The sequence below is a fragment of the Psychroflexus torquis ATCC 700755 genome (genome assembly GCF_000153485.2).
Lineage (GTDB): Bacteria > Bacteroidota > Bacteroidia > Flavobacteriales > Flavobacteriaceae > Psychroflexus > Psychroflexus torquis.
This window is the reverse complement of sequence record NC_018721.1, coordinates 2353960-2377140: the sequence shown is the minus strand read 5'-3', so window position 1 is coordinate 2377140 and position 23181 is coordinate 2353960. Positions and strand designations below refer to the sequence as shown.

Genomic DNA, 23181 nt, shown 5'->3' with positions numbered 1-23181 from the left:
CACTATGAGAGCACTTATCAAATTGGTTTTTCTTTTAATCCTAGCTGGATTCTTACTTGGGTCCTACTTCAAACTTTATGAAAGTGATATTATAGGTGAACGAATTATAGGAATAAGTGTACTAGCTAGCGCTTTTATATTGATGCCCCTCTTCCTAGCCCACAGGTGGAAGGGGAAACGCCTACAAGATTACACATTAACTAAGGAAAACATAGATAGAATAAATAAACTTTCAGATAAATCTAAGGAAGATAATAGGAAGGATAAATCCAGTGAGTAAATAGACCTTTAATTTGTTGAAAATGACTTAATTAAAGCAAAATATAATTCAATTTAAAACACATGAAAGATAAATTTTATTTACTTTTGTATCATTATTAATTATTATTTATTATTATGCAAGGTAAAGTGAAATTTTTCAATGAATCTAAAGGTTATGGATTCATTACAAACGACGAAACAGGAGAAGATATTTTTGTACACGTCACAGGACTTAATGGTGAATCTCTTAACGAAGGAGACGAAGTTGAGTACAATGAAGAAGAAGGAAGAAAAGGGATGAACGCTTCAGATGTACGTTTGATCTAATCATATAACATTTTTTTTTCAAAATCTTAAAACGCCACTCTTTCGAGTGGCGTTTTTTTTGTGAAGATATTTATACCGAATTTAATGTTTCGTAATAAATTTAATTTGTTGCCAAGCAACTTTTACTGCTTTATAACTTTAAAAGTCAAAGCCTCTTGTTGTTTGTTTTTTATAGTTACAAAATATACACCCGAAACTAGATCCTCTAGATCGATGTTTTCTTTTACATCATTAAAAGACTTAACCAACCTGCCTTCCATAGTATACACTAGGGCTTGATCAAGTTCAATTTGATTGGGATTATTAAAATTGAGAGTGTTACTTACTGGATTAGGATAAACAGAAATTGAATTTAAACTTTCAAAATCATCTATATTTAAGTTACACGTTGATGAGAAGTTGTAAGATCTATTGTCCGTTATAATGTTCCAAGTGTCGTAAGGTGGATTATTATTAATGGCATCATCTACATTTAAAACTTTGACGCAAACATCAGTTGGTACAACTATATTACTTGCTGACTTATCTGCTCCTGGCCTTGGGTAACCTTCATGTCTAATGTCTAGGATTAAGTTTGCGTAATCAGTTTGATCACTATCTAATTTGATTATTTCTAGAGCATCAACAGTTCTAAATTCTGCGATTTCTAAATTAGGGAATAAAGTCAAATCAATGTTGACAAAATAAATAAATACAACATCAACACCAGAAACATTATTAATGTAAATTTCTTTCAAATTAGTGTTATTAACAAAAATATCATTGAAAGCATTCGGATTGTCATAGGTTGGAACAAGTTGATTATCTGAAGCATCTAAAATTTCAAGAGCTGTAAAATCTTCTATACCTGAAATATCATCAATTTCTCTAAAACTAATGTCAAGTTCAATAATATTCTCAATATCAGCAGTCAAAACCTGCCCATTGATAACTCCATCAGTATCGATACCTAGATCGATCAAGGCTTGTTCAAAATTTTCATCAGGTACGGAGGTAACCTGAGCAAGTGAGAGATGGGTACTTAGAAAAAATAAAATAATAAGAGTGGAGAGTTGTTTCATAATATAAAGGTTTGATTTAAAGTTAGTTAAATTTACTATACAAACCAAAAAACTCCTTTAGATTAATAAAGGAGTAAATTTTAAAATGTAAAATAAGATATGCTACTCTACAACTTCTGCATCTTCAGTATTGTCGATCAAAACTTGACCTCTGTAGTACATTTTACCTTCATGCCAATGTGCTCTATGAAACAAATGCGCCTCACCAGTGGTGGTGTCTGTAGCGATTTGTGGCATCTTAGCCTTGATATGTGTTCTTCTCTTATCTCTTCTTGTTTTCGAGATTTTTCTCTTTGGATGTGCCATTGCTCAAATGTATTATTCGTTTAGTAATTCTTTTAATTTATCCCATCGAGGATCTGTATCCTCTTCCTTAGTATTCTGTTCTGGCTGTAATTCATTTAACTTTTCAAGGATTTCCGACTTAATACTACCGTCTTCTACCCCAGGATGCACTCTTTTCGCAGGAAGACCAAGTATAATTCCTTCATAAATATACTGTTGGATTTCTACTTCGTAATCGCTATGAGGTAAGATTAACAACTCTTCATTATCATTATTGTAATCGTCTCCAAACTTCACAACTAGTGATAAGTGATTACTTATCTGTTGATTGTAAGGCTCTAAAGTAAGATCGCAATTTACGTTAACGTGTCCTGTAAATTCGAACTCAAGTTCAAGCATGTTTGCTTTTTTGGTGAGTTCTAAATCAACACTAACGTCTGCATTATTAAATTCATTAAAATCAAAAAGCTCAAAGAACGAATTATCAATTTTATAATCAAATCTATGCTGTTCAACTTTCAATCCTACAAAAGGTATGGCGTAAGCCTTAAACTTTCTCATACAACATCAGTTTTCAGTTTGCAAATATATTAAAATTAATAATACTCTCTAGAAATAACTAAAATGATTTCTGAGTTTGTTTTTGTAAAGGATTTTTGTTTAGTTTTAAATATTCTAATCTGTTTTTAAAGATAGAAATAGACATAAAAATAGCTTGTGTAAAAGAACTCCCCTCGGCTATACCTTTCCCTGCAATATCGAAAGCTGTCCCGTGATCTGGAGATGTTCTTATTCTGTTAAGCCCTGCAGTAAAGTTAACACCATTGCCAAAAGACAGAGTTTTAAAAGGAATTAAACCTTGGTCATGGTAGGCTGCAATAACGGCATCAAAATTAGCATTATTTTTACTTCCAAAAAAGCTATCAGCCGAATATGGGCCAAACACAAACTTACCCTCTTCTATAAATTTTTTGATGGCTGGTTTTAAGACCTCATCATCCTCTTCGCCAATCACTCCTCCGTCACCAGAATGGGGATTGATACCAAGCACAGCAATTTTAGGCTCCCGAATATTGAAATCTTTTTTCAAAGAATCGTGAATAGCATTCACCTTTTTTTTAATAAGTTCTTCAGTTATTTTACTAGAGACGTCTTTAACAGGAACATGATCGGTAAGCAGTCCTACCTTAATAGTATCTGACACCATAAACATTAAGCTGTCGCCTTTCAATTCTTGAGCTAAATAATCTGTATGTCCTGGAAAATTAAATTCGTTAGATTGAATGCTTTTTTTATGAATTGGTGCCGTTACCAGCGTATCAATATCCTCTTTTATCAAAGCTTGAGTTGCAGCCTTTAGAGATTGAATAGCATAGCCCCCAATTATTTTATTTTCTTCTCCAAAGCTTATTTTTACATTTTCTTTCCAAACATTCACTACATTTATCTTTCCTTCAATAGCTTCACTAGCATCGGTAATACCATTAAATTGTAGCTTGATGTTAAATTGATTACCAAAAAAGGACATCATCTTTGAGTTGGCAAAAATAATAGGTGTAAAAAGCTCTAAAACTCTTGGATCTTCTAGAGATTTTAATATTATCTCTGGCCCAATGCCATTCATGTCTCCTATGCTAATTCCTACCCTGACATTTGACTTAGTTCTCATAAAATTCAACTATTTTTGTACCCAACAAAGGTAACGAAATAATCTACAAAAATGTTTACAGGAATAATAGAGGAAGTAGGTAAAATCTCTAAAATAGAGGTTTCTAAAGGGAATATAGATTATACCATACAAGCAAACTTTGCCAAAGAGCTTAAAATTGACCAAAGCGTGGCGCATAACGGCGTATGTCTTACCGTGGTTGATATTGAAGACGGCAAATACAAAGTCACTGCTATAGAGGAGACACTCAATAAAAGTAACTTAAACCATCTTGAAATTGGGCATTATATCAATCTAGAAAGAGGCATGAAAATGAATGCTCATCTAGACGGGCATATTGTTCAGGGCCATGTGGACCAAACAGCCGTTTGCCAACGTGCTGAAACTAAAAATGGAAGTTGGGAATATACGTTTTCCTACGATCCAAAATTGATGAACGTAACCATTGAAAAAGGGTCTATTACTATTAATGGAGTGAGTTTGACTGTCGTCAATTCAAAATTAAACGAATTCAGTGTGGCTATTATCCCCTTCACTTATGAGCACACCAATTTCAAAAATTTAACCGAAGGCGATGTCGTTAACTTAGAATTTGATGTGATAGGAAAATATGTAAAACGCTTGCTAGAACTTCAAAACAATTAGTTGAGATTAGCATCATTGATTAGCACATTGAAGAGGTCGGCCTTTGACTTAAGAAGTAATTCAAAGGCTTTAATCTCCTTTACTTTTGCATTGATGAGACCTACTTCTCTAGAATTGATAAGGAAAACTGAGCTTTCGCCAAACGAAAACTTTCTTTCTTCCGCTCTTAATAAATCTGAATTGTCTTGAACAATAGATTTGAAAATTGTTAACTGTTTAATATAAGAAAGGATTTCATTCCTTGAAGCTTGTATTTTGTTTTGAAGTTGCAAGGTCTCAAAATCAAGATCTAATTCCGCTTCATTGACTTTAATTTTGGCAAGTTTCAAATCTCCTCGTTCTTTCCTCAAAAACAAAGGCAATCTAAAATATACCCCCGCCTTGTATTCGCTAGCATTAAAATTTAGATTATCAACTTGATTAACTCGTTCGTTGATGAAATTATACTCTAGGTCCAATTGTGGCTTTAGCATATCTGCTTTCAGGTTTTGATTCACCCGAAGCTGATCAATTTTAAAATCCAATGCCCTTATTTTAGGGTGATTTTCCAGCACAAAATCTTCCAGCTGAAGCAAATTTGTCCCTAAAACAGGATCTATACTTCCAGCAGTCAAATCTTCTGAATCCACAAGAGGATTAAGTTCCAAAGGCACATTGTTTTCGAACCAAAGAAAGTTCGATAACGTCAATCGACTCTTGATCAATTTTAGATTAGCTTGTTCCAAGCTCAACTTTCTATTTTGAACAATAATTCCAGCTTCCAGAGTATCTATTGTTGGAATGTCACCCTCTAATGCACTTTGCTTAATACCTTCAAACCTCACCTCAGCACGTTCAACAAAATCAATAAAAAGGCGAACTTCTCTATTCGCTAAATACCAGTCTAAATAAGATAATACAGCATCATAAAGCAACCTGTTGAGAAGTATATCCCGTTGAGCTTGACTCAAATCCTGCAAAATTTTAGACTGTCTTAGATCTGCCATCCGCTGGTTGATAAATAAGCCTTGACCTAAGGGTACTGAAACACCTGCACTGTAAAGACCGTCTTGTGGTACATTGTTTTGAGGATTGAGAAATTGTCCTTCATTTTGTTCAAAACCAGCCTTTAGTTCTACTCCATACCAAGTTGGAATCTTGAAGGTTGAGTTTAGAATGTCATAATATTCACTCCCTTTAAATTCTTTATTCTGCCAGTCGATCTCAACCTTAGGATCGAAAGCACCTCGAGATTTAAGCAACTCAGCTTGTGCCGCTGAAATTTCAAAATTAGCGAGCTTGGAGAGGGGGTGGTACTCTTTTACGTAGGCCAAAAATTCATTAAGGCTCAACGTGTTGGTTAGGTTTTCTTCTTGAGCAAAAACATTATGGAATAAAAACAAGAATAAGATAGAATAAAAGCGCATCATTTTCCGGCATTTTGATTCTTGTTGCTATTTTTATTAGACTCTTGAGGTTGATAGTAATCTGGTGGGAATCCATTTATTTGTCTCCACATTTCATACCAAATAGAGACGTTGTTGAGAAGGGCAATGGTTCTTGCTCCAGAACCTGCTCTTATAACCTCCGGCCATTCCTGTTCATCTGGGTTTGGTTTTATGAGCACTCGAAATTTACCATTGTCGCTGATGGTTCGTTCTACAGCTACAACCTCCCCTCCATAAGTTCCGTAAGAAAGATTGGGCCAACCTGAAAAGAAAATAGCAGGCCACCCATCAAAAATGATTCTCACATTCTCACCAGGATGCAATAAAGGTAAGTCTATAGGTCTAACGAAGGTCTCGACAGCCATTTCAATATTGATGGGCATGATACTTATAATTTTCGTTCCTGCACTAAAGGTTTCTCCAATTCCCTTCTGTATAGCCCTATTGATAAACCCATCTTGAGGAGCGGTGATAAAAAGCATACCAGAGCGGACTTTATAGTTAGTGAATTCATTTTTCAACTTAGTCATTTGTGCTTCTGTATCATATTGACCAGACAAAGCTGTAAATTTATCACTTTCAGCCTTAGAGATTTTCTCTTGATAATTGGCCTTAATACTAGATATTTCTATTTTAGAATTTATCTCTTGGTTTTTACTGGAAAGCAATTTATTCTTTTGTGAAATGACTTTGGCTTGGCTATTTTGGAGCTGAAGTTTCTTGGATTCAACATCGGTAATAGCTTTTAAGCCTTCATTCTCAAGCGTTTCAGTACGTTCAAATTGACGTCCTGCAATGCTGAGCTGTATTTTTACAGCTTCCAAGTCTATACTATCAGTTTGGACTTGAAGCCGAGCTTGCTCGAGGGTATTTAAAGATTGTTCTAACTTAAGCTTTCGTTCTTCTTTAAGCGCTTCAATTTGGAAATTTAAAGCGTTCACTTTACTAGTATAGGACTCCAAAGAAAAGTTCTTTGCCGTTATTTGTGACTCTGTTCTCATCAATAAGTTAGGGTCAAAAAACTTATCAGTGACTTCAGAAATATGCAAAATTGTATCGCCCTTATTAACAATTTGACCCTCGCTCACATACCACTCTTCAACTCTACCAGATATAGCAGACTCTATAGATTGTGGTCTTTGATTGGGCTCTAACGTGGTTACAAACCCATTACCCTGTACGTTTTGTGTCCAAGGCAAAAACAAAACAACTAGAAATACGATTCCAAAAATAGACATAATCTTGTTGAAGGTTAGAAACCTATCTTTATTGAATGTGAAAAGCATAGATTTATAGTGAGATAAATCTACTTTTTCATTCAGTTTTTCTTTTGATACATCTAGCATAACTATTCTTTTATAGACATTACGCCATTATCCATAAAGAAGAAGCGATTGCATTTGCTCTTCCATTTGTCACTTCGACTCACTATAACTACAGCCCATGGCATGTTGGGGTCTGTAATAAAATCTATGACTTTACTTTCTTCTTCATCCAGAAAATCTTCAGTTGGATCCTTTAGCACTAATAATTTTGGTTTAGAGGCCAAAGCCCTAGCTATCATAATCTTTTTACTAACAGTGTATGGCAATTGTCTTCCCTCAGAATATATGACCGTTTGCAGTCCTTTGTCTTGTGCTTTTACAAAATCTTTAAGCTGAAGTCTTTCTATTAAAAGGTTGACAAATTCCATAGAAATCTCTGGATTATTAAGGGTTATGTTTTCAAGAATTGTACCCTGAAATGTTCTATTGTTTGGGAAAAAGTGCCCAGCGAAATCTCTGAAATGTGTTATTTCTATGTTCTTTAAATTGATGTCATTCACAAAAACACTTCCCTCTATTTCTTCAATTAGTCCTACTAAAGTTCTAAGAAGGGTTGTCTTACCAGAGCCAGGCGTTCCTTGAACCAAGATAAGGTCCTTTGGTCGTATTTCCACATTTATATCCTTAAGGATATGCTTCCCTAGTAAATAAAGGTTAACGTCTTTATATTCGAAAATCATATCTTGATCTTTCCTAAGTGGTTTTTCACCGTCCTGCCTTTCTAAAGGTATATCTGTTATTCTACCAAATTTCTCTAATCCAGCCAATAAATCGTAAACACTTTCTAATCCAAGAATAAGCTTTTCTACAGAATTAATCATCAAGAGAATAATAATCTCCGCAGCAACAAATTGACCAATATTCATCTGTTGGTTTATAACAAGTAAACCTCCAACAATTAAAAGCGCTGCTGCTACAATAATTTTAAACACAATCATTTTGAAGAACTGGAATCTGAGTACTCTAAAATGACGCTCTCTAGCTTGAAGATACTTATAACTGGTTTCATCATTTCGCGAAGAAGAGTAAGAAAAACTCTCCGACACTTTAAAGCCCTCCAAACTTCTTGAAACTTCTTGAATCCAATGAGCAACCTGATACTTGTATTTGGATTCTATAAGGGCTTCTTTTACACCTTCATTTAAAGACAGTTTAAAAACAATATAAAAGAGAAGTAAAATCAAAAAACCAAAAAGAATAAAAAATGGATGATAAAAGGAGAGCAGAATCAAACCAAATAAAATCTGTATTATTCCTCCAGAGAAATCGATAACTAGCTTTGGTAAAGCCTTTTGGATGTTCATCACATCAAAAAAGCGATTGGCAAGTTCTGGGGGATATTGGTTTTGTAATTCTGAATATTTCATTTTCGGAAAACGATAAATAAGCTCAAAAGAAGAGCGTGCAAATATACGCTGCTGTAAATCTTCACCGATCCTTAGCTGCATATACCTCAACACTCCTGCAAAAGCAACGGTAAACAAAACTACAAGTGTAAGGACTATAACGGAGGCATTAAATTCACCACCTATAATAATATTAACGATTGCCTGTATTCCTAGAGGAAGTCCTAACTCTACAAGTCCAGCAAAAATGGCGTAGAAAAATATTTTTAACACAGGACTGCGTTCCAGTTTTAATAAACGCAAAAGCCTTATCCAAGGTAATTTAGTTTCTTCTGTCATAGGTTTAGCCTTTTAGGGTATTTGTCAATAAATCCTTATAGAATAAATACAAATTTGCCTTAGAATGACAATCGGTTAAATTTTCAAAATGCTCAGACAAAAAATAATGATTTAATGACCCCTCCATCACTAGAGAAGATAAACTATTCCGATAAAGATAATCTGGGTTTACTTCTAAAATAATAGCTGAAATCCTAGAGGCTAAGCGCTCATAAATACTGAAATACCCCGCTTTATTCTGCTCGTCGACTTGTTTATTATGATAGACTTTTACAAATTCTGAATTTAAAATATGCCTCAACTTTTTTCCATCTAGCTTGTAAGAGCTGTGTTGAGATTCTGGAATGCTAAACAAAACGTCTACAGCTTTCATTAGTTTATCTATTCCAGGTTTCATATTCGTGGTTTGCAATACAAACTCAATTTCTAAAATTCCCCAGTACAACGTCGACAAATAAAGCAAAAGCTTGTGTTTATTTTCAAAATATCTATAGATTGAACTTTCTGTAGAGTCAATTTCAAGAGCCAATTTTTTAAAATTAAACTCCTCAATTCCATGAATATCAATTAAATCTATACTTTTCTTAACAATATTTCTACCTAAAGGAGAACTTTCTGGGTCTTTTAAATAAAGACTAGAGTTAATGTCAATTTTTAAGTTGGATAGTAATTTATGCATAACTATTAATTCAGATCGCAAATCTAATAGTAAAACTATCAACATGGTCATAGGAATTGAATTTTTGATACTAACGAAATGTTAAATAAAATTAGGCCTCTGTAAACAGCGAAAGAATAAATAATGTAATTTGCGGTAGTTTTTACTTATAAATGAAACTCAGAATAAAATTTAAATCTAGACCTAGGCGGTTTTTACACAGGACAGAATCTTGTTTAAACTGCGAACACCATCTGGATATATCCGACGGGTTCTGCTCGTATTGTGGTCAAAAAAATTCATCAAAACCTTTAAATTTAAAAGAGCTCTTAGTGGAGTTTTTCTCTGGTTTAATTTCTTATGACTCCCGTTTTAGAAAAACTATAAGTGCTTTAGTGTTCCGTCCTGGAAAACTCAGTAAAGAATATATTCAAGGAAAACGAATAAAGTATGTCAATCCATTTAGATTTTTTATAAGCACTGCTATTATTTTCTTTTTAGCCATAAGCTGGATCAACAGAGATGACTTAAAAGAATTAAAGAGCACTTTAGAAGATGAACGAATTGAAAATAATGAAAACTTCAATTATGAATTTGACTTTGAGAAAAACTCAACTGCTTTTAAAATTGCCGATTTTATTAGGGCTAATCCTAGAACTAACTATACTGAAGCGATTGACTCTTTAGGAATAGAAGAAACTATTATGAACCAATTAAAATTCAATTTTTTATTTGGTTATACTAGGCTGAAAGAAAACCCAATAGGCTTCTTGAATTTTCTACTTCCAAAGCTGCCCTTTTTTCTGTTTTTCTTTGTCCCTATTTTTACTATTTTTAGCTCATTGTTTTATATACGGAGGAAAATCCCCTACACGCACCACCTCATATTCAATTACAATCAACAAACTGTTTTCCTGATTTTGCTTTTTTTGGCCATCATACTCAGCTTTGCAAGTCTATGGTTTCTGCTTCTGTATGTATTCTACCTGTATAAGTCTATGCGAAAATTCTACAATCAGAGTAGAATTAAGACAATGTCCAAACAATTTATTATAATCAACTTCTACTGGATAAGTGCTCTTTTTGTGCTAAGTAGTTTATCCATTTTAAGCATTGTCTTTTTTTGATGCTAACCAAAACATCATAAAACATACTTCTCTACCAATTTCCAAAGCACGTTCGAGATATTTTTCTTTTTCAAGTTTGGTGTTATCATAAATCTTTGGATCTCCATATGGAGTTGACGTTCTAAAAGCAGCACCAGGAATAAAGGGACAATTCTCGTCGGCTTGAGAGCAGGTCATTATAGCTATAAAGTTTTTTTGAGGATTTCTTTTATCATCGTAAAGTTTAGAATAGCAAAAAGTTGATGATTCATCGCTGAATTTTACTTCATAGTGAAGATTTTCACCTTTTGACTTGGAAAAAACTTCAAACCCTAAGCTTTCCACAGCTTTAATAGAATGGGGATGAAGGGCAGTGACTTCGCTTCCGCCAGAAAAGGCATTTATGCATGACGAGACTCCGTAAAATTCTGATGTAACACTTGCCCAAATTTGACCAAAATGGCTTCTCCTTGAGTTGTGAGTACAGATATAAATGAGGTCCGCTTTTCCTTTATTTTTAAGTTCAATATCCAAAGCTTTTGCGATACTTTTGAGTATTAATTTTCTTTCTTCTGAAATTGAATCACGTTCACTTTCAAGTTTTCGACACAAGCTTTCAATTTTTGGAAACATCAGAAATGGTATTTAGTTAAGGATATATCTAGAGTTTAATACTTCCACTTATTAGCTAAAGCGACTAAAGACAGCATAATTGGCACTTCTATAAGTACACCTACAACCGTAGCTAGTGAAGCCCCAGAATTAAGGCCAAATAGTGAAATGGCAACAGCGACAGCAAGTTCAAAGAAATTACTAGCGCCTATCATTGCCGATGGTGCACACACATTATGCTTCAATTTTAAATATTTCCCTAAGAACCATGTTATAAAAAAAATGAAATAAGTCTGAATGGTAAGAGGGACTGCAATCAACAAAATATCAAAAGGATTATTGACAATTTTATCCCCTTGAAAGGCGAATAAAAGGACTAAAGTAGTTATGAGTGCAATCATAGAGACTGGCTTCAGCTTTGCTAAAAAAACCGAATTAAACCACTCCAAACCCTTTTTCTTTATCAAGTATCTATTGGATAGATAGCCCGCAGTAAGAGGAATCACAACAAAAATAAGTACTGAATAAATCAAGGTATCGTAAGGGATTTCAATATTGGTCACTCCTAAGAGAAGCTTTACGATAGGTATAAAAAGGATAAGCAATATTATGTCATTGAGTGAAACTTGCACCAGTGTATAATTAGCATCTCCCTTGGTTAAATAAGACCAGACAAATACCATAGCTGTACATGGGGCAGCCCCAAGGATAATCGCTCCAGCGATATATTGCTGTGCGTCTTCTGGAGATAAATAGGCCTGAAAAATCTGATCGAGGAATAACCAAGCAAAAAAGGCCATTGTAAAGGGTTTCACCAACCAGTTAATGACCAAAGTTAATCCAATCCCTTTACTGTTTTTGGTAACGTTTTTTAAAGATGAAAAGTCAATTTGAACCATAATAGGGTAAATCATCATCCAGACCAAAATAGCTACAGGAATATTGACTTTTGCTATTTCAAGTTCACTAAGAAACTCTATGGAATCTCCAAAAAAACGACCTACAAAAATACCTAGGATTATAGCTAAAGCTACCCATAGGCTTAAGTATTTTTCAAACTTTCCCATCAAATTAGAATCAGTGGTTTATCTAAATAATTCATCAGCAACACCCAGATTCTGGAGAACAAACTGAATTTTGCTCTGCGGACTCAGGTTCCGGAATTCCACATTTATCCTTAGCTAGGCAATCTGTAAGCGTGTTCACCAATTGAAATTTTCCATCATTAAAACCTAAATAGTATTTTCCTATGGTATCGCCTTGGTACTCCACTTCAACTTCCAATCTATCGTCTATAAAAAGTTTGGTTTCTGAAAGCTGAATAATGTTTTTCAGCTTTTTTGGTTGTAATCTGTGGTCAATGTCATCTGCATTCCACAGCTGAAAATTAACCACTTTTTCATGTCGTAATGTTCCTCCACAGTCCATAAAGTCTTTGGTAACTTGTCCAACTTCTGTAACATGAAAATGAGCTGGAACTATACTTCCGTCTGGTAATTGAAACTTTAAAACCTCGACTTTAGCCAAATGTTTTTTTACTTGTTTAAGTGTCATTTTATAGTGCTTTTATTATTTAATTCAATCTTTTATTTCAGGTAAAGGGTGCCAACTAGTTCGCAAATCATAATTTAAGGCACATTACTATGTAGACTCAAACAATCCGGGCCTAAGCCTTTTATATAAACCTAAAGCGATTCCTGTTACCTTAAGAAAGAGTTCCTTTTCTGTCATCATTATATTTGATATTCAAACTAAGCATTTGCTCAATTCTTTTCTAAGAGGTTTATAAAATAGTCGTGTATCATTTTCTTTCTCTGTAATTATTTTTAATGACTACTCTTTCTTTTTATTTTTCGTGTGAAATATTTTGTAGCTCTCAATACATATTATCAACATAAATCAATAGAAAGAATAAATTTATCCTTAACAACACTCTTTTGGATTGGGATACCTGTCAAAAAGTTCATTGAAAGTCACTTTCAATTCAAACCACTTTTTTTCATTAATACAATAGCAAACTGAATTCCCTTCAATATTTCCTTTAATAATATCAGCATTTTTAAGCTCTTTTAAATGTTGGCTGATAGTGGATTGAGCCAAGCCTAATTCCTCAACCAGATCGCCACAAATACAAGTACTGCTTTTGAGTAAGACTTCTAGAATTGCCAAGCGTGCTGGGTGACCAAATACTTTTGCAATCTGCGCAAATTCATTTTGTTTGTTTGTAAATAATTCTGTGCGTGTAATTCCCATTTCTTATATCTATATATTGCAATATTACGATTAATAATAAACTTTAAAAGTCTTTTTACTTATTTTATCAAATGAAGTCAAAAGCCTATAAGTTTGAATTTTATGATTACTCGTTGGGTGTGTTTATTTTTTTTGTGCGTGGTTAATTTAACTTTTTCACAAGCAAAGAAGCAATACCAAATCACAAGACAGGACAATGCTCCTGTTATAGATGGTAATTTGTCGGATGAGGTTTGGCAGTCTATAAAAGTCGCTAGTGACTTCGTTCAATTTACACCTAACATAAACCTTCCTGCAACACCAGATCGAAGAACAGAAGTCAAATTATTTTATAACGACCAAGCTATATTTATTTCAGTAAAACTTTTTGATGATCCTAGTAAAATCATGAGTCAAAATACCATTAGGGATGAGTTTGGGCAAACTGATTATTTTACTCTGGTTCTTAACCCGAATAACGATGCTCAAAATGACACTCAATTTATCGTCTTCAGTTCTGGTAGCCAAGCCGATGCATTATCTTCACCAAGCATAGGACAGGATTTTGGTTGGAATGCTGTTTGGGAAAGCGCCGTTAAGCTTACCGATTTTGGATGGCAATTGGAAATGGAGATCCCTTATAGAACACTAAGATTTCCAAAAACGGATGTCCAAAGCTGGGGGGTGCAATTCCGAAGATATTTTAGAAGAGAGCGAGCAGAATATGCTTGGAATCCTATAGACAGAACCATAGGCTATGAGGGTTTGTACCACGGACAACTCGTTGGAATAAAAAATCTTCAACCCCCATTGCGTTTAAATTTATATCCGTTTACAACAGGAATTGTGAATACGATTGGAGGTCAAACTTCCACAGATTTTAAACTTGGCCTAGATTTAAAATATGGCATCACCGATAATCTTACTTTGGATGCTACCCTTATTCCAGATTTTAGTCAAGCTAGATTTGATGATGTTGTCCTCAATATAGGCCCATTTGAGCAAACGTTTGCAGAACAACGTCAATTTTTTACCGAAGGCATTGATTTATTCACGAAAGGAGATTTGTTTTTTTCTAGACGAGTAGGAAATGAACCTACAGGAACTTTAAATCTAGGAAGAAATGAAGTCGCAGGAAACGAACCAGATGAGATAGACCTGCTTAACGCTATTAAAATGTCTGGTCGCCTTAAAAATGGTCTTGGTATAGGGGTTTTTAATGCCATTACAGAGTCAACTAGGGCTATTGCAATAGACACTCTTCAAAACCAAACTAGAGAGCAAGTTATAGAGCCATTAACAAACTATAGTATTTTGGTGGTTGACCAGCAATTCAATAAAAATTCTTCGGTAAGCTTAATCAACACCAATGTAACCCGTTCTGGAGATTTTAGAAATGCAAACGTCACAGGAGCATTGTTTGACCTTATCAATAACAAAAACACCTATAAAGTTGCGGGTGAATTCAAAATGAGTCATCTCAACCTACAAACCGATGACAAGACAGGTTTTAGCTCTGCTTTAGAGATTGCCAAAATCAGTGATCAGTACCAATTGTCTCTAAGATATGATTACGCAGATAAAAAATATGACATTAATGACCTTGGGCTTTTACTCAGGAATAATTTTAATAATATTAGAGCTGAAGCTTCTTATCGTATTTTTGAGCCAACCTCCAACTTTCAAACTTATAGACTCACCTTCGCCTCTCTCTATAAACAGTTGGCTTCCCCTAACACCTATACTGGCTTGGAGTTGTCTACTAGTTTTTTTGCCACATCTCCTAAACTAGATACTTATGGTTTTAATATTGGTATGGAACCAGGACGACAGTTTGATTATTTTGAACCTCGCGTCGACGATCGATTTTTTATCTATGAAAATTTCACAAGTTTTGGTGGATTTCTTTCAACTAACTACAATCGCACTTTCGCCATTGACATAAGAGCAAATACAAATACGTTTTTTGAAGAAGGGAGGGATTCTTACGCTTACAGACTAAACCTAGAACCTCGTGTAAGATTCAACGACTACTTCTTTATGGTGTATAACTTCACATTCGATAAACGAATAAATGACAGAGGCTTTGCTAACTTTTTGAATCAAGAACCTATTTTTGGAGAACGGGAAAGGACAATTTTAATCAACAGTATCTCTGCAAATTATAATTTTAACCCCTTCCATGGTTTCAACCTGCAACTGAGGCATTATTGGGATATGGTGAAATATGACGAGTTTATGTATGGTCTCAATCCAAACGGAAGGCTTTCTGAAAATAAAAATTTACCTAAGACCAGCTTGGATTCCAATCCTGATATTAATTTCAGCACTTGGAATTTGGATTTAAATTATTCTTGGCAATTTGCACCTGGAAGCTTTTTAACCGCTCTCTATAGAAATCAATTGTTCAGCACTACTTCTGAAGCTGAAAATAATTTTGAAACTACGTTTGCTAATTTATTTCAACAGGATATACAACATATCTTCTCTATCCGATTGCAATATTTCCTAGACGTTAACACTTTGAAATCTTTTTTTACATCAAAATAGAGATGATTTACCTAAGAGCTGAAGCGGACAAATTTCAAGTTTTTCAAAAAAACTAACATCTACGCCACTTACAAATACTAAAGCTAAACACAGCTATAGCCTACAAACCATAAGCTAAAGCCAATGATAATAATTTGCTCATTGTGATATTTGTTAACTAAAACTAGTATTTGAATAAATTAAGTTTGTATTCAAATTAATAAAATAAAAATATGGAAAATTCAAAAAATGACATCCCGAATATAGTGGGCGTCGCAGCTGGAAATGATTCTTTTACAACATTAGTTGCAGCAGTAAAGGCAGCAGAATTGGTTGATACCTTAAGTGGTGAAGGACCATTTACAGTATTAGCACCAACCAATGATGCCTTTAACAAATTACCTGAAGGCACTGTAGACACTTTATTGAAGCCAGAAAGCAAAGAGAAATTAGCAAGTGTACTTACCTACCATGTTGTTTCTGGAAAGTTTGAATCTGCTGCATTGATAAGTGCAATTACTGAGAATGATGGTAAATTTACAGTAGACACTGTTCAAGGTGGAAAGATTGACTTAAGCCTTGAAGATGGAAAAGTAATTTTAACTGATGCAAATGGTGGAAAGTCAACCGTCGTTATTGCAGATGTTGCTGCTTCTAACGGAGTGATTCATGCCATTGATAGTGTTGTAATGCCAAAGTAAAAAAACTTAGTTTAGTTTAAAGACCACCTTCTCAGGTGGTCTTTTTTTTATCCTTTATGTTGTTAGTGAGCATTTTAAATCCTACTATTTTTCTGATACCGTTATGTCTTTAAATCGATGTCCAAAAAAAATAAAAACATACATTCACTAGGCAAGTTTTGGACAATTTAAACCTAGACTTCAATGATGAAATCACTGAGTTTTTATACAAAAAAGTTGTTCCATTTTAAAAATAGATACTACCTAAAGACCTTTTCAAGCATTTAAAAAAGTATTTATTACATAGCTAGTAATTGATTTCTTCAGAAAAGCAACTGTTACAAACACCAGAAAAAATATATTAAGCTTTAGCTCTTTTCCTAGATGGATTTTTAGTTACCATAAAAACCCCTAAGAAAACGAGTATAGCAGAAATAATCTTTAACCCATTGAGTTCATCTGCTCCAGAAATAATAGCAAAAGCTATTGCTATGACAGGTTGTAAGTATACAAATACTCCAATAGTAGAAGCAGATAAATATTTGAGGGCAAAAATATTCAACAGGTAAGTTAAAAAAGTAGTTCCTATAATTACAAACCCTATTCGCCAAATAATAGCAAAAGGCAAAGTTTGCCATTCTACACTTACAAACTCTGTCCAACCAATGGGTAGGTTTATAATGATAGAGGTTAAAAATAGCCAACGCATAAGCGTAACAGGGTGATAGATTTTGGTTAAAGGCTTGGCAACAATTAAAAACAAACCATAGGACGTTGCATTGACAAAAATCATTGCATTACCAAGCGGAATATTAGGAGCGTCAACTTGTTGTTGTACGCCAAATATAATTAAGGCAAGCCCTCCAAATAAACCGATTATAGCTCCCAAACACTTGAGCCAAGTTACTTTTTCTCGGATCAAGAGTGCAGATAATACAAATACCAAAATGGGAGTTATGGTCACTATTACAGAGCTATTAATTGGAGTGGTTAAACTCAAGCCCTTAAAGAAAAAAAGCATATTGAGAGCCATCCCAAGTAGAGCGCATAATAATAGTCTTGGCCAATGTTCTTTTTTAATTTTTTCATTTTTAATGAAAAAACTCACAATCCAAAATAGAATACCCGCACCTAACACTCTTATCAAAATAAAACCTAAAGGTTGAATATAATCTGGCATTAAGCCTTTAGCCAGAGTATGGGTGACGCCAAACACAGAGGTTGCAAATAAAGCAGCAATTAACGCTTGAACTCGTTTACTCATGAAACAAAGACTTCAAAGCATCTACGGTATGCTTATCATTTCCTATGAATATCTTTTCATCATAAATAAATATAGGTCGCTTTAAAAAGGTGTAATGAGATAGAATACACGTTTTTATTTCTTCCTCAGACAGGTTCTCATCTTTTAACCCCTCTTCTTTATATCTTTGAGCTCTCTTATTAAGTAAGAGTTCGTAAGATCTTGTATATTTAAAAAGGTATTCCAAGTCCTCTTCAGAAATATGATCTTTCTTAAGGTCCTGTAGCTTTATATCTTCAGGCAAAGACAACTTACCTAAAATATTTTTGCAGGTATCACAAGTGGATAGATAGAATACTTTTTTCATTTTATGAGTTTTGTTGAGATTTTTTATTTTTAAAAGTTCTGTAGACGACGTAGAGTACACCGCCTACCAAAATATAAGGAAAAGCCATAAGATAAACTATACCATCGTTTATAGCTTTTGCAGCGCCTTGATCTGCTTCAGACTCCAATACGGCTCTACACATAGAACATTGGGAACTGGCCTCAAAGACAAAGAACAGAACCAGTGCTACTGTGATTAAAACTTTTTTTGCTTTCATCGTGATCATTATTTTAATAATAAGGTAACATAAATAAATAGACTAAAACCCCTGTGACAGCTACATACATCCAAATAGGAAAAGTCCATCTCGCAATTTTTTTATGCTTATCATATTCACCCGTCAATCCCCTATAGATTGTAAAAAGAACTAAAGGAATAATTATTCCCGATAAGGCGATATGTGTAATAAGAATAAAGAAATAAAGGTATCTTATGAAACCTTCTCCTCCATAAGGAACTGGATCGATACTAAGTTTAGAAATGACGTAGCTTACTAAAAAAAGGGCCGACAAGCCAAAAGCTGTAATCATGACAGTTTTATGCTCAACTTTTTTCTTTTGTTTTATAAATCGATATCCTAGAAATAGCAGTATTGCTGTAAGTCCATTGATAACTGCATGAAAAAAGGGAAATGTCCCAACATCCAGACCAAGAAGGTTATAACGAGTTGGCAGGTTCATAAGTACAATGACCACTATTGGAATGACGATGGAGAGTACAATAATAATTGGAACCATCGTTTTATCGGATTTGATTAAACTAGCTTTCATTTCAAAAGAATTTGAATGTCCTCCATTAAAATATCAATTTGCTGGGTTTCATGCCCTTCACCACTATTATTATCGATAGGAACCGAACCTTGGTAAAAAATAATAGAGTTCCCTGCTTCATCTTTCCTACTTCGGATGTATCCTTCTTGGTCAATCAAAGCAAAGAACCCAGAGTGCTCAAACCCACCCTCTGCTTTCTCATCTTCACGGGCATAAATATTAAAGCCTTTATTGGCAAGCTCATAAATTTTATCTTTATCTCCAGTCAAAAAATTCCAATGAGGATGCTTAACACCGAGCTCTTCTGCATGTTTTTTCAAAACTTCAGGAGTGTCATGCTCAGGATTAATAGTGAATGAAGCTATTCCAAAATTCATGTTACCATAAAACTGATCTTGTACCTCCAATAAATTTTCATTCATAATAGGGCAAATAGTTGGACAAGTAGCAAAAAAGAACTCGACAACATAGACTTTCCCAAGATAATCCTTATTGGTAATCGTTTTATTATTCTGATTTCTAAAATCAAATTCAGGAACTTTTTTACGTTCGCCTTCTATTTCTATATAGGATAAACTTTCCTTGGAATTACGGGCTAGATATTCACTAACCACCCAAATTCCAAACACTAAAATGACAAGTGATATTCCTACGTAAGAGTATTTTTTCATGGTCTTTTTTCTCTTTGCGCATTATTCTTTTTTAAGGCAAATCGATATTCTGCAAGAATGATTTTAATGTCATCATTCATTTTATCGCTTACCTCTTTTATATTGCTTAAATCGTAGGCGTATTTTGTGCCTTCGTCTTCGTCGTCACTCCTCCCTCTCAAACTCATTTTTTTATCAATAACAAAAGCGAAGGTTGAAGAAAACTTACCATCGAGTTTTAAATCAGATTCCAAACTTTCAAACACCTTTTTAATTTGATCGTCTGGTAGTTCAAGAAAAAACCAATCTGCAGCATCTGAAGTTTTATTGATTTCACTTTTAAATTCTTCGATTTCATCTTCTAAATTTGGTGCCACCAATGTAACGACTTGAAAATCATCAAACTTGTGATAACGATCATAGATTTTCTCTTTCATATTGAAAGCATGTACCTTTTTCACTTTGAAGTCGTTCCCAAAGAAAGTCAGGATTGTGATTTTATTGACGAAGGCGATGTCGTCAGTTTCAAATTCGTTCAACAAGGAAAGATTTTCTTTAAGTACTGGGAGTCTTCCAAAACTATTGATCCCGCTAGAGAAAAATAAATACGCTACCAAAGGAAGAACAAACAAAACAATAAGAACAGCGTATTTTTTCATATGATAAAATTATATACAAAAATAAAAAAGACGATTTTAGTGAACCGCCTTTTGAATTATATTTAACCTTCTTTTCTTAGAAATCCCAAGTAATGTATCCATCAGAGTATATTTCTTGAATATATGACCCTTCTATCAATAGTATAGCTATCAAATAACTAATTAAAAAGACACCAGTCCAGACGACAACTCTTCTCAAACTTCCCGATTCATGCTCCATGTGCATAAATGCCCAAACTATATAATAGGCTTTTACAATCGTAAGCACAATAAAAATCCAGTTGAGAAAGGATAAGGAAACTAAATCATTATGAACAAGAAAATCTGGTTTTATAATTCCTAAAACTACCTCTACTATGGTTAGTATAGATAAAATGATAAAAACTTGCCATATGCGTTTTTTTGCTCCTGCATGTACTCCGTGTGTTGTATCGTGTGCCATTTTATTATAAATTCAATGTATTATTAATTAAACCAAGTAGAAAAATGTGAATACAAATACCCAAACTAAATCTACAAAGTGCCAGTAAAGACCAACCTTTTCCACCATTTCGTAACTTCCTCTTTTCTCGTAAGTGCCAACCAAAACATTAAAGAAAACGATAATAAGAATAAGCACCCCAGACAAGACATGGAAGCCGTGGAAGCCTGTAATGAAAAAGAAAAAACCACCAAATAGGGGTGCTCCATACTCGTTTTGGCTAAGATTAGCTCCTTCTATAACACCTACACCAGAAGTATTTAATTTCAGTAAAGATTCTTCTCTAGTTAAAATTTCCTTTTCACCTTCTTCTGTTATTTGCATGGTTCTAACACGAAGGGTCTTATTAGCTTCAAATCCCCTTTTTACATCTTCTAAAGCCAAAAGGTTAAGAGAAGATTCTGAACTAAACCAAATACCATTTTTGGCTAAATGCTGGGTTCTATCTTTTGGGGAAGCCGTAGCAAATTCATCTAAAGCAATACGGTCTCCGTTTGCATCGACAAACTGAATAATCTTTCCACTTCTGGTTTCGACCGCTCCATATTCACCATGAATAAAGTTTTTCCATTCCCATGCTTGAGATCCTAAAAAAATAATCCCTCCTAGAATGGTTAATGCCATGTATGTCACTACTTTGTCTTTTTTCATCTGATGGCCAGCATCTACTGCAAGAACCATTGTTACTGATGAAAATATTAAAATAAACGTCATTAATGCGACATAATACATAGGTGCATCTACCCCATGTAAAAATGGAAAGTGATTGAAAACTTCATCAGCTATTGGCCATTCTTCAATAAACTTAAACCTTGAAAAACCATAAGCTGCTAAAAAGCCTGAAAATGTAAGTGCATCTGAAGTGATAAAGAACCACATCATTAATTTTCCGTAACTGGCTTTTAGAGGTTGTTCTTCACCTCCTCCCCATGCCTGTCCTTCTGTACCTGTTTTTGCAACGGTAGTAGCTTCCATAAAAATTAAATATTAATGTCTTACAAAAATAGACAAAATTCTTATTATCTAAAGAAATATAAAAACAAAAAGAGGTAAAGCCAAAGCCCATCTACAAAGTGCCAGAAGGTTACCCCTAAGCGCAATCCTAGCATATTCCCTTTAGAGTATTTCTTTTTAAAATGATTATAAATTACGACTAACAAAACGATAAGGCCTGCCATGACATGGACGACGTGAGCTAAAACTAATAGGTAAATGAAAGACATTGTAATACTACTAGCACTTCCCGTAAAATAATACCCTGCCTCTACAATCTCATTAAATCCAACAAACTGCATCACCACAAAAAGAACTCCTAAGATAAAAGTAGAAATTATCATAGCATTAGCCTTTACTAAATCACCTTCAGAAGTGAATTTTTTGGTTAAATGAAATGTAATACTACTTAAAAATATAACCAGCGTACTCCAAATAAAAACATCTGGTAATTGATAGTCTGTAAGCCAATCTGGTCTGTTTTTACTCACAACGTAAGCACTCGTTAATCCTGCAAACATCATCGACATGCTTATGATGCCAAACCACATCATCATCATCCTTGCACGTTTGTGTTTTTCATCTAAAACCATATTCTGATATATTTATCTGATACGTAAATTATTTGTATTAAAGTAATGTAAAACACGCTGGCCAACATCAGCTGTCTGGCGTATTTGGTCTCTCGTTTTTGAAAAAGCTTAATGGCGTAAAAAAGCATAATCAAGCCTGATATAAACACTAAGACAGCAGCGACTATTGATAGCTTTAAATCACCAGTGACACCCAGCGCAGGTATTATTGAAACAATAAGGGTCCATATAGTATAAAGGATAATTTGAATTGCTGTGCCGTTGTCTCTTTTACCAGTAGGTAGCATAAAAAAGCCCCCTTCTTTATAATCATCATACAGCCACCAACCTAAAGCCCAAAAATGGGGGAATTGCCAGAAAAACTGAATCATAAATAAGGCTCCTGCTTCAATCCCAAAAGAGCCCGTTGCAGCTACCCATCCCAACATAAAAGGAATAGCCCCAGGAAACGCTCCTACAAAAACCGAAAGCGGAGTGATAGTTTTCAATGGGGTATAAACACTCACATAAAGAAAAATAGATATCGCCCCAAACATGGCCGTTATAGGGTTGATAATAAAAAGGAATGACAACCCGATTACAGTAAGAAGAGTCGCAATAAAAAAGGCAGTATTCGTGGTCATACTACCCGATGGGAGAGGACGGTTTTTGGTCCTTTTCATCTTCGCATCTAAGTTCTTTTCTATAATTTGATTAAAGGCATTAGAAGCACCTACCATGGCATAGCCACCTAACGCTAATAATACGAAATGACCGATATTAAAAGTGTCTATACCTAATAGATAACCAGCAATTGAAGAAAATACAACACTAAGGGCTAATCTTACCTTTGTGAGTTCTTTAAAATCATGTATCCAGGAAGAAACTTGTGTATATGCAATAGAATCTGACAATATTCGAAA

28 protein-coding genes are annotated in these 23181 nt (G+C 34.3%); 6 read left to right on the top strand and 22 right to left on the bottom strand.

Going from position 1 to position 23181, the window contains the following annotated elements; genetic code table 11:
- The first annotated feature begins 4 nt into the window (after positions 1 to 4).
- Positions 5 to 280 (top strand): hypothetical protein, encoded by a 276-nt coding sequence (locus P700755_RS10140; protein ID WP_015024577.1) that lies wholly within the window; start codon positions 5 to 7, stop codon positions 278 to 280.
- Positions 281 to 396: 116 nt separating this feature from the next.
- Positions 397 to 588, top strand: coding sequence for a cold-shock protein (locus P700755_RS10135; RefSeq protein ID WP_015024576.1), 192 nt, complete (start codon positions 397 to 399; stop codon positions 586 to 588).
- A 122-nt stretch (positions 589 to 710) separates the two neighbouring features.
- On the opposite strand, the gene P700755_RS10130 is transcribed toward P700755_RS10135, so the two are convergent.
- The 4 genes from P700755_RS10130 to pdxA all read right to left on the bottom strand — a co-directional run bounded on the left by P700755_RS10130 (position 711) and on the right by pdxA (position 3603).
- On the bottom strand, positions 711 to 1649 hold the full coding sequence (locus tag P700755_RS10130; protein WP_015024575.1) for a T9SS type A sorting domain-containing protein: 939 nt from the start codon (positions 1647 to 1649) through the stop codon (positions 711 to 713).
- Positions 1650 to 1751: 102 nt separating this feature from the next.
- Entirely contained in the window at positions 1752 to 1955 is a 204-nt protein-coding gene (gene rpmF, locus P700755_RS10125) for a 50S ribosomal protein L32 (protein ID WP_003439283.1), read from the bottom strand.
- Positions 1956 to 1967: 12 nt separating this feature from the next.
- Positions 1968 to 2495 carry a YceD family protein gene (locus P700755_RS10120; protein ID WP_015024574.1) on the bottom strand — a complete coding sequence of 176 codons (528 nt, stop codon included), beginning with the start codon at positions 2493 to 2495 and terminating at the stop codon, positions 1968 to 1970.
- 58 nt (positions 2496 to 2553) lie between these two features.
- Positions 2554 to 3603, bottom strand: coding sequence for a 4-hydroxythreonine-4-phosphate dehydrogenase PdxA (gene pdxA / locus P700755_RS10115; RefSeq protein ID WP_015024573.1), 1050 nt, complete (start codon positions 3601 to 3603; stop codon positions 2554 to 2556).
- A 51-nt stretch (positions 3604 to 3654) separates the two neighbouring features.
- Here pdxA and P700755_RS10110 point away from each other — a divergent pair, with 51 nt between their 5' ends.
- Positions 3655 to 4248 carry a riboflavin synthase gene (locus P700755_RS10110; protein ID WP_015024572.1) on the top strand — a complete coding sequence of 198 codons (594 nt, stop codon included), beginning with the start codon at positions 3655 to 3657 and terminating at the stop codon, positions 4246 to 4248.
- Here P700755_RS10110 and P700755_RS10105 read toward each other — a convergent pair.
- Genes P700755_RS10105 through P700755_RS10090 form a run of 4 tightly spaced genes read right to left on the bottom strand, consistent with a single transcriptional unit; the run spans position 4245 to position 9415 of the window.
- A complete protein-coding gene (locus tag P700755_RS10105; RefSeq protein WP_015024571.1) occupies positions 4245 to 5657 on the bottom strand; it encodes a TolC family protein in 1413 nt (470 codons plus the stop codon). The genes P700755_RS10110 and P700755_RS10105 overlap by 4 nt on opposite strands.
- Positions 5654 to 7021, bottom strand: coding sequence for an HlyD family secretion protein (locus tag P700755_RS10100; RefSeq protein ID WP_015024570.1), 1368 nt, complete (start codon positions 7019 to 7021; stop codon positions 5654 to 5656). The genes P700755_RS10105 and P700755_RS10100 overlap by 4 nt, the downstream gene beginning before the upstream one ends.
- Positions 7022 to 7023: 2 nt before the next feature.
- Positions 7024 to 8685: a peptidase domain-containing ABC transporter gene (locus P700755_RS10095; protein ID WP_015024569.1), complete on the bottom strand. Its 1662-nt coding sequence runs from the start codon at positions 8683 to 8685 to the stop codon at positions 7024 to 7026.
- Positions 8686 to 8689: 4 nt separating this feature from the next.
- A complete protein-coding gene (locus P700755_RS10090) occupies positions 8690 to 9415 on the bottom strand; it encodes a TetR/AcrR family transcriptional regulator (protein WP_015024568.1) in 726 nt (241 codons plus the stop codon).
- A gap of 101 nt (positions 9416 to 9516) precedes the next feature.
- On the opposite strand from P700755_RS10090, the gene P700755_RS10085 reads away from it, so the two are divergent.
- Positions 9517 to 10470 carry a DUF3667 domain-containing protein gene (locus tag P700755_RS10085; RefSeq protein WP_015024567.1) on the top strand — a complete coding sequence of 318 codons (954 nt, stop codon included), beginning with the start codon at positions 9517 to 9519 and terminating at the stop codon, positions 10468 to 10470.
- On the opposite strand, the gene P700755_RS10080 is transcribed toward P700755_RS10085, so the two are convergent.
- The 4 genes from P700755_RS10080 to P700755_RS10065 all read right to left on the bottom strand — a co-directional run bounded on the left by P700755_RS10080 (position 10450) and on the right by P700755_RS10065 (position 13314).
- Positions 10450 to 11061 (bottom strand): low molecular weight phosphatase family protein, encoded by a 612-nt coding sequence (locus P700755_RS10080; protein WP_245535930.1) that lies wholly within the window; start codon positions 11059 to 11061, stop codon positions 10450 to 10452. The two genes, P700755_RS10085 and P700755_RS10080, sit on opposite strands and share 21 nt — an antisense overlap.
- 56 nt (positions 11062 to 11117) lie before the next feature.
- Positions 11118 to 12128 carry an ACR3 family arsenite efflux transporter gene (arsB, locus tag P700755_RS10075; RefSeq protein WP_015024565.1) on the bottom strand — a complete coding sequence of 337 codons (1011 nt, stop codon included), beginning with the start codon at positions 12126 to 12128 and terminating at the stop codon, positions 11118 to 11120.
- Positions 12129 to 12162: 34 nt separating this feature from the next.
- Positions 12163 to 12615: a DUF6428 family protein gene (locus tag P700755_RS10070; protein ID WP_015024564.1), complete on the bottom strand. Its 453-nt coding sequence runs from the start codon at positions 12613 to 12615 to the stop codon at positions 12163 to 12165.
- 369 nt (positions 12616 to 12984) lie between these two features.
- The gene (locus P700755_RS10065) at positions 12985 to 13314 is read right to left on the bottom strand and encodes an ArsR/SmtB family transcription factor (protein ID WP_015024563.1); all 330 of its coding nucleotides are present in this window, start codon (positions 13312 to 13314) and stop codon (positions 12985 to 12987) included.
- A gap of 138 nt (positions 13315 to 13452) precedes the next feature.
- Between P700755_RS10065 and P700755_RS10060 the strand changes: the two genes are divergently transcribed.
- Positions 13453 to 15843, top strand: a complete 2391-nt coding sequence (locus P700755_RS10060; protein ID WP_342626307.1) for a DUF5916 domain-containing protein — start codon at positions 13453 to 13455, stop codon at positions 15841 to 15843.
- A gap of 212 nt (positions 15844 to 16055) precedes the next feature.
- The gene (locus P700755_RS10055; protein WP_015024561.1) at positions 16056 to 16523 is read left to right on the top strand and encodes a fasciclin domain-containing protein; all 468 of its coding nucleotides are present in this window, start codon (positions 16056 to 16058) and stop codon (positions 16521 to 16523) included.
- A 340-nt stretch (positions 16524 to 16863) separates the two neighbouring features.
- On the opposite strand, the gene P700755_RS10050 is transcribed toward P700755_RS10055, so the two are convergent.
- The 10 genes from P700755_RS10050 to cyoE form a co-directional block, all read right to left on the bottom strand.
- Positions 16864 to 17766: a DMT family transporter gene (locus P700755_RS10050; RefSeq protein WP_015024560.1), complete on the bottom strand. Its 903-nt coding sequence runs from the start codon at positions 17764 to 17766 to the stop codon at positions 16864 to 16866.
- Entirely contained in the window at positions 17759 to 18112 is a 354-nt protein-coding gene (locus tag P700755_RS10045; RefSeq protein WP_015024559.1) for an arsenate reductase family protein, read from the bottom strand. Before P700755_RS10045 ends, P700755_RS10050 begins: the two co-directional genes overlap by 8 nt.
- A gap of 1 nt (position 18113) precedes the next feature.
- A complete protein-coding gene (locus P700755_RS10040) occupies positions 18114 to 18350 on the bottom strand; it encodes a hypothetical protein (protein WP_015024558.1) in 237 nt (78 codons plus the stop codon).
- A 13-nt stretch (positions 18351 to 18363) separates the two neighbouring features.
- On the bottom strand, positions 18364 to 18903 hold the full coding sequence (locus tag P700755_RS10035; protein ID WP_015024557.1) for a DUF420 domain-containing protein: 540 nt from the start codon (positions 18901 to 18903) through the stop codon (positions 18364 to 18366).
- Entirely contained in the window at positions 18900 to 19574 is a 675-nt protein-coding gene (locus P700755_RS10030) for an SCO family protein (protein WP_015024556.1), read from the bottom strand. Before P700755_RS10030 ends, P700755_RS10035 begins: the two co-directional genes overlap by 4 nt.
- The gene (locus tag P700755_RS10025) at positions 19571 to 20212 is read right to left on the bottom strand and encodes a hypothetical protein (protein WP_015024555.1); all 642 of its coding nucleotides are present in this window, start codon (positions 20210 to 20212) and stop codon (positions 19571 to 19573) included. The genes P700755_RS10030 and P700755_RS10025 overlap by 4 nt, the downstream gene beginning before the upstream one ends.
- Before the next feature lie 76 nt (positions 20213 to 20288).
- Complete coding sequence (locus P700755_RS10020) at positions 20289 to 20654, bottom strand: cytochrome C oxidase subunit IV family protein (RefSeq protein WP_015024554.1); 366 nt, start codon at positions 20652 to 20654, stop codon at positions 20289 to 20291.
- A 27-nt stretch (positions 20655 to 20681) separates the two neighbouring features.
- Positions 20682 to 21668 (bottom strand): cytochrome c oxidase subunit 3, encoded by a 987-nt coding sequence (locus tag P700755_RS10015; protein ID WP_015024553.1) that lies wholly within the window; start codon positions 21666 to 21668, stop codon positions 20682 to 20684.
- 44 nt (positions 21669 to 21712) lie between these two features.
- Positions 21713 to 22279: a cytochrome c oxidase subunit 3 gene (locus P700755_RS10010; protein WP_015024552.1), complete on the bottom strand. Its 567-nt coding sequence runs from the start codon at positions 22277 to 22279 to the stop codon at positions 21713 to 21715.
- Entirely contained in the window at positions 22270 to 23172 is a 903-nt protein-coding gene (gene cyoE / locus P700755_RS10005; protein WP_015024551.1) for a heme o synthase, read from the bottom strand. Before cyoE ends, P700755_RS10010 begins: the two co-directional genes overlap by 10 nt.
- Positions 23173 to 23181: the final 9 nt, after the last annotated feature.